The sequence below is a fragment of the Bacillus sp. BACIII genome (genome assembly GCF_057836745.1).
In genome coordinates, this window is record NZ_CM174437.1 from 1,464,457 (window position 1) to 1,478,843 (window position 14,387).

Sequence of the window (14,387 nt, forward strand, 5' to 3'; positions counted from 1 at the left end):
CGAATGACTATCAATCTATTCCCAAAACATGCTTAATAGTTTTTTCATTTTGCTCGGTTTGTTGTGTTCGGCTTGTTTTTTTTGTTTTGCTTTTGGACGCTGCTGCGCCTCAGGCCGCTGATGATGTTCTTCTTCGTGAGAGACCGCGATTTCCTGCACGGCTTCTTCCGGCATATGAAAGCCTATTTTTCTTCCCTGAATTCTGGCATTTCGGCAGGCAAATTGTATCAAGCCGACACCCGTCATATATTGAGGGTCTCTTACACCGATATAATTCGGGCTTGCGACCCTAACATTGTGCCTCAGCACTTCCTGTGCCAATGAAAGCACTCCGGGCATTGCGGCCTGTCCGCCGGTCAGCACAAAGCCGCCGGGCAGATCTGTAATTCCCATATGCTCAATTTCGGCTGCGGCAATCTCAAGAATCTCTTCCACTCTTGCTTCAATAATATTGGCAATTTCCTGCTGTGTAAAAGATTGCTTTTGATTCGTTCCTATGACGGTGACTTCAAATACTTCATCTTCTGAAGCCTCATCGTAGAATGCATGTCCGAATTGTTTTTTTACTCTTTCAGCCTCTTCGGTGGAAGTGCGCAATCCGATCGATACATCTTTCGTGATGTTTTCGCCTCCGAGCGGAATGACGGCTGTCTCCTTCAGGTGCCCCTGTTCAAATACCGCCACCGTCGTCGAGCCGCCGCCGATATCAATCATGGCGACTCCGAGGTTTTTTTCGTCTTTTGACAAAGCCGCTGAACCGGCCGCAAGCGGCTGCAGGCAGATATCTGTAATTTCGACGCCCGCTCTCTCCACACAGCGAAGTAAATTATGTAAGATCGTTTTGGAGCCGGTAATCAGCGTGCCTTCTACTTCCAGGCGCACGCCGAGCATTTTTTTCGGATCGGTAATTTCGTCTCTTCCGTCAACGATAAACTGTTTCGGAACGACGTCAACGATCAGCTGCTCGTGCGGAACTGACACGACCTGTGCCGCTTCCATTACCCTGCGGACGTCTTCAACGTGAATTTCTTTGTTTTCACTGGAAACAGCGACAACGCCGTTCGTATCTTGAATATGAATATAATTTCCATTAACGCCGACAATGGCTTTTTTCAGCGGAAAACCTACCATTCTTTCAGCTTGGTCAAACGCTTTTCTTATAGAATGAACGGTTTCATCTATATCAACGATTGAGCCTTTTTTCAACCCTTCAGACGGTACATTTCCCACTCCGATAATGTTAAGGGAATCATCTGTCATTTCTCCGACGATCACTTTTGTATTGGACGTACCGATGTCAAGACTGACGTAAAGTTCATTGTTGTTCATTCTATGGCACCTCCTCACATTTCGATCAAATTCTATTCTATTATTTGCGGAACAACAATACAATGGATGTGGCTTTACAAGTGTGTAACAAAAACAACAGCATCAACAAATTTTCATCTGATTTCTCACAATTTATGTTTAATGAAACTATTCGTTATATTCTATGTATATCCTCTTTTATATCGCATTTTTTTTATTTTTTTTGGAGATGGCCCACCTTACCGTAAGATTTCTTGTCACGGGGTCATCCTGTGCAATCCAGATGCAAATATACCCGCTTTCCATTAGTCTACACTAAGATGAACCTTCAGAAAAGCGATAGATATTGCCAGAAACATCCGAAAAAAGAAGAAACAGGAGGAAAATTCCAAATGCAATGCTCACTGCAGAAGACACGCCCATTGCATTAAGAATTTTCCGCTTGTCCGGCAGCCGGATCGCCGGCACAAAACAAACATAGTCATAACTATTCCGCTATCGGTTATATCGGCTGCCGTGCTGATTGTAACAGTCCCTTTTGAATCACCTTAAAATTAGTTCTTTAGAACTATTGATCAGTTTCTTTTTTCTTGCCGGATTTACCTTTTTTAAATTCTTCAAAATATGTAGCGACTTCTAAGTGGATAATTCCCTTTTTTTCGCCGTCCAGCTGAGAAACGATAGAAGGATAGGTCTTCATCCGGGCGGCAAACGTTTTAATTGAAGCGGTCACCACATATCCGTCGTTCATATACAGCTTAATCCGATCCTGATCCATTTTTACCGGCGTGTAGTAGATTTCAGAAATCGACTGCTTTAACGAACCTGAAAGCTTATCAAGCTGCTCCGCCATTTTGACCCGCTTTTTCGCGTTTGTCCAGTCTACCAAAATCGGACCCGCGTCATCGGGCGTGACTTCGTTCGGCAGCACGGTGCCGTTCTCCAGCACTTCATAATACACATCATTCCGCTGCAGATACGCGATGGTCTTATATTCTTCAATGTGAATTCTGACTTTGTTAGGAAATGCTTTTGAAAGCTCCGCCTTTTTCACCAGCTTATTCTGCTCAATCTTTTCTTCTGTTTTTTTCTTGTTCAGACTCCAGAACTCGGTCTGTCCGTTATGTATATCAGAAAGCGCGCTGATCTCTTTTACAGACACGTTTTCGTTTCCGGAAACGGTGACAGAAGAGACTTTGCTGATCGGCATCTGCAAATACACGATGATTAAAACCATCATAAAAAAGAGCACAATGAATGAAATCAGCCGGCGGTTTGCTTTTTGTTTCCGCTGCTCTTTGATTTTCGGAATCCGTTCTTCAATATTTACGATTTTTTCTCTTTCATGATTCGGGTTCACTGCCTGTCCACCTCGCTAAGAATGAAACAGCTTGACATTCGTCTGATTGAAAAACAAACGGCATGCTGTGATGCCGTTTGACATTTGTTAAAAGTATATCACATGAGCTCACGTAAATCAGAGAACCTTTAGCGATTCCCGCCGATGATTTCAACTTCTGTATGCATGTCAACATCATACTGCTCACGGATGGTCTTTTTCACATACTCAATCAGGTCAAGGACGTCCTTGGCAGTCGCCCCGCCGGCATTGACGATAAAATTCCCGTGCATTTCAGACACTTTCGCTCCGCCGATCTGATATCCTTTTAATCCCGCTTTTTCAACGAGGTTTCCGGCATGATCCGGCAGCGGATTTCTGAATATGCTTCCGGCGCAGGGGCTTGAGTACGGCTGAGTATTTTTTCTGTAATCTTTGTTTTGCTGCATTTGCGCCGTGATGGCTTCCCGTTCCTTTTGCTCAAGCTTTAGAACTGCCTCGAGACACACGCCGGGACGTTTTTTCTGCAATACAGATGTTCTGTAGCTGAAGTCCATCTCTTCGTTCGTCAGCCATTCGATCGTGCCGTCTTCAAATAAGATACGGGCTTTCACGAGAATCTCACTCATATCAGATCCGTGCGCCCCCGCATTCATATAGACGGCTCCGCCGATTGATCCCGGAATGCCTGCTGCAAATTCGAGTCCGGACATTCCTTTTTTACTCATCGAAGTCGCAAGACGGACGACTGAATAACCGCCTCCGACTGTCACCTGATCGCCGTCAATCTCCAAATGATCGAGTCCCGCTCCCAGCTTAATAACAACTCCTCTTATGCCTTCATCAAGCACGAGCAGATTTGAACCGCGGCCGATAACCGTCCATGGCAGGTCATGTTTCTTCACAATATCCATAATATCTTTGACCGCTTCCACACGGTTGGGGATGATTAAAATGTCCGCCGGACCGCCGATTTTCATCGTTGTATGATTCGCGAGCGGTTCTTGTTCCAGCACTTTGCCGACTTCGCGGTCTCTTAATTCCTGAATTACGTTCTCCATCGTAAACCTCCGCATTCCATTTGCTCTATTTTTTAATGTCTTCCATGATACTGTACAGTCTGGCTGCCGCATCGGGAACACCGAGTGATTTTGTCCGCTCACTCATGTCTTTTAACGTTTCATCATTCATTACGATTTTGTCCAGCGCAGCGATCAGTTTTTCTCCGCTGAGCTCGGTTTCCTTCAGTACGATTGCAGCGTCATGCTGGCTGAGCGCCTTCGCATTGACTTCCTGGTGATTGGCTGTCACGTACGGGCTCGGAATGAGCACGCTCGGAATGCCGAGTGCGGTGATTTCCGCAATCGTTGTCGCCCCGGCTCTGGCCACAATGACATCAATTGATTTTAAGTACTCCGGCATTTGGTGCAAAAACGGTTTTGTCACCATATTATCAGCGGCTTTTCCGCCTTTCAGCTCAGCCGTTACCTTCTCATAATGCACTTCCCCGGTAATATAAAGCACTTGGTAAGGTCTCGTTTTCAATTCTTCCTGCATATCAATAACTGCACGGTTAATAGGAGCCGCACCTCTGCTTCCGCCGAAAATGAGCACTGTTTTTTGATCTTCTTTCAGCCCGAATTCAGTTAACGAGCGGCCTGTCTTAATTGAGACGACTTCAGAGGCTCTCGGGTTTCCCGTAAAAACAACTTTTTCAGCAGGAAAATGCGATTTTGCCTCTTCAAAGCAAATCGCCACCTTATTAACATATTTCGAGAGAAACTTATTCGTGATGCCCGGAAGGCTGTTTTGCTCATGAATGATCGTCGGAATTCCCATTTTTGCCGCCGCGTATACAACCGGACCGCATACATAGCCGCCTGTGCCGATAACAGCATCTGGTTTAAATTCTTTTAAATACGATTTGCTTTTCTTCACGCCTTTTAAGAAACGCATGACCGTTTTTACATTTTCAAAAGAAAGTTTTCGTTTGAAACCTGTAATTTCAATGGCGCGAAACGGAATATTTTCCCGTTCAACAATTTTTTTCTCAAGACCGTTTTCTGTTCCGATATATAAAAATTCCACGTCAGGATGCCGGCGCTGAACTTCTTTAATAAAGGCCAAAGCCGGATAAATATGTCCTCCGGTTCCGCCTCCGCTTACTGCAATACGCATTCGTATGTCCCCCTTAATCACACAGCGATAACCCTGTTTTTTAGGACAGGGTTATTGATGTTGTCTGTTTTTTTATAAATGACGAATATATCATGAGTGATGAGGCAAGATACAGATCAATACCTCGAGTACCGGCTGACATTTAAAAGCACGCCGACCGCTGCGAGCATCAGCGTCAATGATGACCCTCCGTAGCTTAAAAACGGCAGCGTAATTCCTGTTACCGGGATCAGCCCTGTCACAACGCCGATATTAATCATGACTTGAATAGCAATCATAGAAATAATGCCGATGGCGACAAAGCTTCCGTATAAATCCGGAGCGCCGAGGGCAATCCTGACGCCCCGCCATAATAAAATACTGAACAGCAGCAATATGAGCGAACCGCCGATAAAGCCGAGTTCCTCAGATAAAATAGCAAAAATGAAATCGGTTTGCGGCTCCGGCAGGTAAAAAAACTTTTGCCGGCTTTGACCGAGCCCCATTCCGAACAGACCGCCCGGACCTACGGCATAGAGCGACTGAATGATCTGAAATCCGCTTCCAAGCGGATCCTCCCACGGGTTTAAGTAGGAGGTGATCCGTTTAATCCGATAAGGAGCGGACAGAACAAGCGCCGCAAATCCGCTTAAACCGATGAGTCCGAGAAACGCGAAATGAGCGATTCGCGCACCGGAAACAAATATCATCACGATGCACGTGCCCACCATCACCGTCCCCGTTCCAAGGTCGGGCTGGCACATGATAATAATAAATGCAGAAAACACGATTCCGAGCGCGGGAACGAATCCGCGTCTGAATGACGTAATGTTCTTCTGTTTTTCAGAAAGAAATTTAGCCAGAAACGCAATCATCGCGAGTTTCATAAACTCCGAAGGCTGAATGCTGAACGCGCCCACTCCGATCCAGCTTCTTGAACCGTTCCGCACCATTCCGACTCCCGGAATCAGTACAAGCACAAGCAGGAAAAAACAAATGATCAGAAGCAGCTTCGACCATGTCCGCCATGTCCAATAATCCACATTCATAATGAAAAACATGGCAATGACGCCGATTCCCGCAAACAGCAGCTGCCGTTTCGCAAAGAAAAACGAGTCGTCAAATTTATAATCCGCCCAAACCGCACTTGCACTGTAAACCATAATTAATCCTATTGTTAAAAGCAATAACGTAATGATAACTAATAACAAATCAGGCGCTGTTTTTTTAGTAGTCAAAGCAATCGACACCCCAAGCATAAGTCATTTAGGGCTGCCGATGAACAGAGACAAGCCCTTACTTAAGCATATGCACGGCATCTATAAACATGTCACCGCGTTCTTCAAATGTTTTGAACTGATCCCAGCTTGCACACGCAGGTGACAAGAGGATGACGTCTCCTTCATTTGAGAGCGCAAACGCCGCAGATACTGCTTGTTCAACATTATCGACACGTTTGACATGTTGTATTCCCAGCTCATTGCCCAGTTTTTCTATCTTCGGCGCCGTCTGGCCGAACGTAAGGACCGCTTTGACATTGTCCATATACGGTTTCAGATCGTCAAAGCCGTTGCCGCGGTCAAGTCCGCCTGCAAGCAGTATAACCGGAGCGTTGAACGCGGAAAGCGCTTTGCTTGTGGCCAAAATATTCGTCGCTTTGCTGTCATTATAAAATTTACGATTCTGAATCGCAGTCACATACTGCAGACGGTGTTTAACACCGGTAAAGCTTGTCAGTACCTTCTGAATAGCATTATTGGATGCGCCCGCCGTTTTTGCCGCGGCTACAGCGGCTAGAATATTTTCTAAATTGTGCGCGCCCGGCAGTACGATGTCATCAACAGGCAGAATCGCTTCATCGCCGAACATCAGCATCCCGTCTTTAATGAATGCACCGCTGGACAGTTCCTGATGAACTGAAAACGGAACGGTGCCGGCTTTTCCGCCTTCGGCAAGCCGCACGACTGTTTCATCGCTTTGGTTCACGATGGCCGTATCGCTCTCAAGCTGATGCAGATACACCTTCTGCTTGGCTTTTTCGTAATTTTCACGGCTGTGGTGATAATCCAAATGAGCGTCAAATACATTTAAAATCAGGCCGATTTCAGGTCTGAACGCATGAGTCCCCATCAGCTGGAACGAAGAAAGCTCCGTGACGATCCATTCATCACCGTCAGCATGATAAGCCACTTCACTGGCGACAGTGCCGATATTCCCCGCGATCAGCGCCTTTATCGAGTCAGCCTTCAGCATTTCGTAGACCAGGGTCGTCGTTGTTGTTTTCCCGTTCGAGCCTGTAATGCCGATGAATTTTGCATTGGTGATATAATACGCAAGCTCGATTTCCGTCCAGACCGGGATGCCTCTTCTTTGCGCTTCCTCTACCATGATATTTTCATACGGGATTCCGGGATTTTTGATCAGAATGGTAATATCATGCTGATCAAAAAGTGATGTCGGATGTTCACCGCATATAACCTCAATTCCTCTTTCTGAAAGCCTTTGGGCAGGTTCGTTTTCTTCAAAGGCTTTTTGATCATTTACGACGACGTTAATGCCTTTTTCATGAAGAATTGACGCAGCCGCATATCCGCTTTTCGCCAGTCCGAGGACCAGAAAGTTTTGTTTTTGCAAAAAAAGTTCGTTTTCCACTTATAACCACACCTCGATGTAAATTCCTAAAACGGCAAGCAGCAGTCCCGCAGTCCAGAATGTGACGACAACTCTCCATTCAGACCATCCGACCAATTCGTAATGGTGGTGAAGCGGACTCATTTTAAAGATTCGTTTTCCTGTCGTTTTAAAGCTGATGACTTGTAAGATAACAGATAAGGTCTCAATAACAAAAACTCCGCCGATAATGACGAGCAGAATTTCAAGCTTCGTCAGAATGGCAACGGTCACGATCGCTCCTCCGAGCGCAAGCGAACCGGTATCCCCCATAAATACTTTGGCGGGATGGGCGTTGAATACAAGAAAACCGAGAACGGCGCCGACAACGGCAACCGAGAAAATCGCAACGTCATATTGTGACTGGTTCCACGCAAGGATCGCGAAAGCGCCGAATGCGATAGCAGCAGTACCGGACAAGAGACCGTCCAGACCGTCTGTCAGGTTGACGGCGTTTGAACCTCCGACAAGCATAAAGAGAACGAGGATAAAGTATCCCCAGCCGAGATCGATTGACAGATGTGTTCCCGGCACCCTGATGCCGGTTGAAAAATGGCAGTAATGATATACTCCGTAGAATACAATGGCGATAATGATCTGGCCGATCAATTTCTGCTTCGACGTTAATCCGAGATTCCGTTTCATCACCACTTTAATATAATCATCCAAAAAGCCGAGCAGGCCGTATCCGATCGTGACAAACAGCAGAAGAAACATTTCCGCGCTCAAATGCGAAAATTTCTGCGTCATGACAATCGCCGTAATGGCGATGGATACGATAATCATGACCCCGCCCATCGTCGGCGTCCCTGATTTTTTCATATGTGATTTCGGCCCTTCTTCCCTGATGCTCTGGCCGAATTTTAAGCGTCTTAAAAACGGGATAAGAATCGGAGATATCAGAACACTGATTAAAAATCCCATTATTATTGTAAATAAAATCACTTGCTCAAGCATTGCTCTTTTCTCCTCCCGTTTCGTTCAAACGACATACGTATTTATCATATTCACATTGTTTCCCCGTAATTCTTTTCATTTCCCTCATTCTAACACTCTTTCCTGTTTTACTTTTTATTCAGCTCAACGATAGCTCTTCCCGCTACTTCGGCGTCATCAAAGTCGAATGTTTCATTGCCGATCTGCTGATAGGTTTCATGCCCTTTTCCGGCAATCAGGACCACATCACCCTTTTTCGCGTTGGCAATGGCAAAAAAGATGGCCTGCTCGCGGTTGGCGATACTGTGATAGTAAGTTCCTTCTACTCCTCTTTCCATATCTCTTAATATGGCCAGCGGGTCCTCGCTTCTCGGATTATCTGAGGTAAAGATCGGTTCGTCGGCAATCCGCACCGCAATTTCCGCCATTTTCGGGCGTTTTGTTTTGTCCCGGTCACCGCCGCAGCCGACGACGACGAAAAGCTTGCCCTCTGTCATGTCTTTGCATGTATTCAGGACGTTTTCCAGACTGTCAGGCGTGTGCGCGTAATCGACGACGACAGGGAACGGCTGATTGTGATTCACCAGTTCAAACCGGCCTCTGACACCTTGCAGCTCTTCAAGTGCGCTTGTGATCGTATCGAACGGGAGACCCGCTGCGATCGCTGTCGCCGCTGCAGCCAGTACGTTATACACGTTGAACCGGCCGACGAGTGAAACCGTGATCTGTTTTGTTCCTTTTGGCGTAACGAGTTCAAAGCTTGTGCCTTGCGCAGAGATCTCAATTTGTTTCGCCATGACATCGGCATCGTTTTCGATTCCGTATGTAAGGATGTGTGCCGCCGTCACTCTTTCAAAATAAGCGCTGGCTTTGTCATCTGCGTTTAAAACGGCCCGCTTCGGCTTTTCATGGTTGAAAGAGCCGCCCAGCTGGGAAAACAGGAGGCTTTTAGCCTGTCTGTAGTCTTCCATCGTCTTGTGATAGTCTAAATGGTCCTGCGTCAGATTCGTGAACACGGCGATATCATAATCGCAGCCGTGAACCCTGCCGAGTGACAGAGCGTGAGAAGACACTTCCATAATGGCTGTATCAACATGCTCGTCATTCATTTTCTTGAACGTTTTTTGCAGTGTGACGCTTTCAGGTGTTGTATTTTTGACCGGGAATGTCTCATCACCGATTTTAATGTACATCGTTCCGATTAAACCGGTCTGTCTTCCCGCTTTTTTGAAAATCTCATCCACCATATGCGTCGTTGATGTCTTGCCGTTTGTGCCGGTGATGCCGATAAGCTGAAGCTGCTTTGTCGGCTGCCCGTAAAACGCATCAGAAAGAACGCTGAGCGCCCGCTGTGACCGGCGGACGATAATGACAGGAATATCGACGTCAAGCTCTTTCTCGGCGACGATGGCCGCTGCGCCGTTTTCTGCGGCTTTTTGGGCGAAATCATGTCCGTCCACCGTATACCCTTTTATACACACAAAAAGACTCCCTTTTCTCACTTCCCTGGAGTCCATCTCAATTGAAGTTATATCAGGGTCATGAAAGTCATTTTGAACAGGTTCGGCCATTAAATATGTAAGCAGCTTTGTAAGTTTCATTGTATCAAACCTCTCAGAAATTCTATTCATTCTTTTATCATGATAATTGTTTGTAAAAGTCAGAATGGCTTTTAAACATACAGTTCATATTTTAGCGTAAATAAAAGGATACATCCAGTTAATCTTAAAAGTTATCTTCTTTTTTTATCTTTATGATAAAAGGCAGCCGAAAACAATCGGCTGCCTCAAAAAGACTCATTCTTCACTCAAGTAAACACGGATCTTTGAGCCTTCTTTTACTTTCGTTCCGGCTGCAGGTGATTGCTTCACAATTTTGCTTCCTTTTCCTGAGGAGTCTATATTCAAATTGACAAGCAGCGACTCAAGATCAGAGACAGACATCCCTACAACATTCGGAACCTCTATTGTTTTTGTGTCGTTCCATTGATATTTTTTCTCGATTTGATTTTTTCGCGGTTTAACGCCGAGCTCCGGCAGACTGTCTCTCATCATATTTCCGACAATCGGCGCGGCGACGGTTCCCCCGAATTGAATCGTGCCTTTCGGATTATCAACCGCGACATATACGACAAGGCTCGGGTCATCAGCCGGCGCAAAACCGATAAAGGAGACGATATGGTTGTTTTCGAGATATTTGCCGTCTTTGACCTTTTGAGCCGTTCCAGTTTTCCCCCCGACGCGATATCCTTCTACAAAGGCATTCCGCCCCGTTCCCTGAGCGACGACGCTTTCTAAAGCGTATCTGATCTGCTTTGACGTTTCCTGGGAAATAACTTGTCTTTTCGCAATCGGCGATTGTTTCTTAACGGTTTTTTTCGTGACGGGATCAACCCACTCTTTGGCGATAAACGGAGTATAAAGCGTTCCGCCGTTTATTGCTGCGGATACGGCTGCCACCTGCTGAATCGGCGTGACGGAAACCCCTTGTCCGAAAGCGGTTGTCGCCTGTTCGACCGGGCCGACTCTGTCAAGCGGAAATAAGATTCCCGTTCCTTCCCCCTGCAGATCGATGCCTGTTTTCTTTCCAAATCCGAAGTCCTTAATATATTGAAACAGCTTTTGTTTTCCGAGCCGTTCCCCAAGCTGTACAAACCCAGGGTTGCAGGAATTTTGAACGACTTCAAGGTAAGACTGCGAACCGTGGCCGCCCTTTTTCCAGCATCTGAGGCGGGCGCCGTCCACCTCGGCAAATCCTTTGTCATAAAAATGATCTCTTTGCAAGTTTACTTTTTGCTCTTGGAGCGCCGCCGCAAGCGTAATAATCTTAAAGGTCGAACCCGGTTCATACGTGCTCCATACCGGCAGATTCCGGTTGTAAACGGACGGATCCACTGATTGATAGTCAGCCGGATCAAAATCAGGACGGCTTGACATTCCCAGCACTTCTCCGTTTTTCGGATTCATTGCGACCGCAATCATTCCGTCCGGGTTGTATTTCGCCGCTGCATTGTCGAGCTCTCGTTCTATAATCGTCTGAACCTTGGCGTCAATCGTCAATTTCATATCAAGTCCGTCTTTCGGAGGGGTGTAATCATCCGCTTCATCAGGCATTTTCTTCCCCTTGGCATCCGTATAAAATTTCACGGAGCCCTTTACACCTTTCAAGTCATCATCATAATAAGCCTCCAGTCCGAGAAGGCCCTGGTTATCAATACCGGCAAAACCGAGAACATGGGACAAAAAACTTCCGTACGGATAATGACGGATGCTGTCTTCAGCTACATAAACTCCTTTTAAATCGAGCGCTTTGATTTCTTTCGCTTTTTTATTTGAAATTTTCCGGCCCTCGGGTGAGATTTTTTCTATGGATGTTTTCTTTGTAATGTGTTTGTAGACCTTCTCTTCTGACATATTTAAAACTGACGCGAGAAGCTTGCCCGTTTTTATGGGATTTTGAATCTGGCGCGGTACGACAAAGACGGTCGGCGCGCTTTTATTAGTAGCCAGCTTCACGCCGTTCCGGTCAAGGATCTCTCCCCGCTCAGGCTCAAACGGCAAATTCCGGCTCCAGGAATCCTTCGCCAGCGAAGTCAGCTTTTCCCCCATTACAAATTGGACATAGCCTAATCTGCTGTCAATGATCAAAAAAATGATCACGCCAAAAAGCAAAACCAGTAATAAACGTTTTCGAACCGTTACATTTGAAACGCGCAAGGGACCGTCCACTCCTTATTTAGGCTTGTTTCATTTTATGCCTCAGCTTGGACACATAGAACGGCGCGCATAAAAAAGAAGCCCGCGGGCATCCGCGGACTTCTCTGTCCCGTTAATCAGGATTTTTAAATTTCACCTTGATCACGGTATTTCCCTTCAGTTCTTTGCCTTTTTTGACACTTTGGCTGGCAGCGTAACCTTCGCCGCTCACATCAATGTGAATGCCTGATACCTTGCTGAATTGAAGCACTTCCCGTCTCGACCATCCGGACATATCCGGCATCGTCATCTTTCCGTCTGTTTTTAAGAAGATTTTCTGATTGGTGATCACATCTTCTCCGGCTTTCGGATACTGCTCTTTTACGGCAACATCACTGCCGATGACAATCGGTGTGAGATGTTCATTTTTCGCTTCCTTCTCAGAATTCGTAACCGTCTTGTCTGTCAGATCAGGCATCTTTTGGCTTTTCGTTTCTTCCTGGCCGGAATCTGACTTTTCCGTCGGCTCGATGTTCAAATAATGCAAACTGTTTTTCATCGTCGGGTTAAAGATTTCCGCGACAGGATCGGAGCTGCTTTGGCCCGCTTTTAATTGCGGCTGCTGCACGGCTACATAGATGACGAGCTTAGGATCATTTTTCGGCGCCATGCCCATGAATGAAAACACATAGTTGCTCGTTCCAGATAAATATCCGCCCGTCCCCGCGATTTGCGCGGTTCCCGTTTTCCCCGCAACATCAAAACCCTCAATTTTATAAGGTTTTCCCGTTCCGATGTCTGACGTCACGACTTCTCCAAGCAGATTCCGGACTTGTTTGGCCGTATCAGCCGAAATCGGCGTACCTGCTTGTTCGGGCTTTGTCTGCTTGACGACTTTTTTCGTATCAGGGTCGACAATATGGTCAATCACGTAAGGCTTCATCATTTTGCCGTTATTGGCAATCGCCGTGACTGCCTGAAGCTGCTGAATCGGCGTTATCGCCGATGCTTGGCCGTAAGCCGTAGACGCTTTATCAAAATCATATTTGAAGTTAATTTTACTTGATACTTCACCGGGCAGATCAATCCCTGTTTTTTGATAGAGCCCGAATTTGTGCAGATACTCATTAAACCGGTCAAACCCGAGTTTTTCATTGGCCAGTTTGGCGAAAGCAACATTGGATGACCTCATGAGGCCGTCATGGAAGCTTGTCATGCCCCAGCCGGCGCCATCATTCCAATCTTTAACAGGTCTATCGCCTACTTCATATGTTCCTGATTTATATTTCTCGTTTGCAGAGAACACGTTTTCCTGAATCGCCGCGGCAAGCGTAAAGATCTTCATCGTCGATCCCGGTTCATACGCGTACGACACTAAGTCGTTGTAATAATTGGTGACGTTTCTGAGATTCGGGTCAAAACTCGGACGCTGCCCCATCGCAAGCACTTTGCCTGTTTTCGGTTCTACGACAGCCGCCATAATTTTTTTCGGTTTATATTTTTCCGCCACTTTCGTCATGCTGTCTTCTAAAAAGGTTTGAATTTTCTGATCAATGGTTAAATATACATTGTCACCGTTTTTAGGTGCGGTGATTTTTTCTTTGCTGTTCGGAAGTTTCCAGCCGGATTTATCACTTTCATACGTGACAGATCCGTCGCGTTCCGTCAGATAGCTGTTCAGTATTTTTTCCAGCCCTAAAGATCCTTGTATCTGGTTTGTTTTTTCATTTACATCGGCATAGCCGAGAACATTTGATAAAAACACGCCGTTCGGATAGTAGCGCTTCGTATCTCTTAAGAAAGAAATACCCGGAAGATTCATTTTTTCGATCTTTTGCTTTTTCGCATAAGAGATATCGCGGCCAGCTGAACCGAATTCCACCTGCTTCGCGCCATTCCTGTTTAAGATGTCCAGAATCTCGCTTTTGTCCAGGTCAATAACGGACGCCAGCTTTTCCGCTGTCATTTCTTTGTCTTTGACATGCTGAGGGTGCTTCTTGTCGGTCGTCATCTTTTTATCAAGCACGGCAATGAGCTTATAAGTCGCCGTGTCCTCAGCGAGCACTTTGCCGTTCCGGTCAAGAATGGAGCCGCGGCTCGCTTCTATCGTCCGCTTTTTTTCGTGCTGCTCGGTCGCTTTTGTTGCAAGTTCCACCCCGTTAGCTTTACCGGTTAATTGAATGTACGCCATTCTCCCGAGAATGACAAAGAAAAAGAGAGCGAAACAAATACTCAGTATCGCTGCTCCTCTGTTCATAAACTTATTTTTTTTAGGCATGGGT

Annotated in this window: 10 protein-coding genes; all 10 read right to left on the reverse strand. The window is 46.1% G+C overall.

Features of this window, described 5'->3' with window-relative positions; translation table 11 throughout:
* Nucleotides 1-15: 15 nt before the first annotated feature.
* The 10 genes from ftsA to pbpB all read right to left on the reverse strand — a co-directional run bounded on the left by ftsA (nt 16) and on the right by pbpB (nt 14,383).
* Complete coding sequence (gene ftsA, locus ACXN9U_RS06945) at nt 16-1,329, reverse strand: cell division protein FtsA (RefSeq protein WP_060962845.1); 1,314 nt, start codon at nt 1,327-1,329, stop codon at nt 16-18.
* Nucleotides 1,330-1,876: 547 nt separating this feature from the next.
* Nucleotides 1,877-2,668, reverse strand: a complete 792-nt coding sequence (locus tag ACXN9U_RS06950) for a cell division protein FtsQ/DivIB (RefSeq protein WP_060962846.1) — start codon at nt 2,666-2,668, stop codon at nt 1,877-1,879.
* A 128-nt stretch (nt 2,669-2,796) separates the two neighbouring features.
* On the reverse strand, nt 2,797-3,708 hold the full coding sequence (gene murB / locus ACXN9U_RS06955) for a UDP-N-acetylmuramate dehydrogenase (RefSeq protein WP_047475120.1): 912 nt from the start codon (nt 3,706-3,708) through the stop codon (nt 2,797-2,799).
* 25 nt (nt 3,709-3,733) lie between these two features.
* On the reverse strand, nt 3,734-4,825 hold the full coding sequence (gene murG / locus ACXN9U_RS06960) for an undecaprenyldiphospho-muramoylpentapeptide beta-N-acetylglucosaminyltransferase (protein WP_016936207.1): 1,092 nt from the start codon (nt 4,823-4,825) through the stop codon (nt 3,734-3,736).
* Nucleotides 4,826-4,941: 116 nt separating this feature from the next.
* A complete protein-coding gene (gene spoVE / locus ACXN9U_RS06965) occupies nt 4,942-6,042 on the reverse strand; it encodes a stage V sporulation protein E (protein WP_003154430.1) in 1,101 nt (366 codons plus the stop codon).
* A gap of 58 nt (nt 6,043-6,100) precedes the next feature.
* Complete coding sequence (gene murD / locus ACXN9U_RS06970; protein ID WP_060962847.1) at nt 6,101-7,456, reverse strand: UDP-N-acetylmuramoyl-L-alanine--D-glutamate ligase; 1,356 nt, start codon at nt 7,454-7,456, stop codon at nt 6,101-6,103.
* Complete coding sequence (mraY, locus tag ACXN9U_RS06975; protein ID WP_007409707.1) at nt 7,457-8,431, reverse strand: phospho-N-acetylmuramoyl-pentapeptide-transferase; 975 nt, start codon at nt 8,429-8,431, stop codon at nt 7,457-7,459. It abuts the gene before it with no gap.
* Between the two features lie 107 nt (nt 8,432-8,538).
* Nucleotides 8,539-10,011 carry a UDP-N-acetylmuramoyl-L-alanyl-D-glutamate--2,6-diaminopimelate ligase gene (locus tag ACXN9U_RS06980; RefSeq protein ID WP_060962848.1) on the reverse strand — a complete coding sequence of 491 codons (1,473 nt, stop codon included), beginning with the start codon at nt 10,009-10,011 and terminating at the stop codon, nt 8,539-8,541.
* Between the two features lie 195 nt (nt 10,012-10,206).
* Complete coding sequence (locus tag ACXN9U_RS06985; protein ID WP_003154438.1) at nt 10,207-12,126, reverse strand: stage V sporulation protein D; 1,920 nt, start codon at nt 12,124-12,126, stop codon at nt 10,207-10,209.
* A gap of 112 nt (nt 12,127-12,238) precedes the next feature.
* Nucleotides 12,239-14,383 carry a penicillin-binding protein 2B gene (gene pbpB, locus ACXN9U_RS06990; protein ID WP_060962849.1) on the reverse strand — a complete coding sequence of 715 codons (2,145 nt, stop codon included), beginning with the start codon at nt 14,381-14,383 and terminating at the stop codon, nt 12,239-12,241.
* Nucleotides 14,384-14,387: the final 4 nt, after the last annotated feature.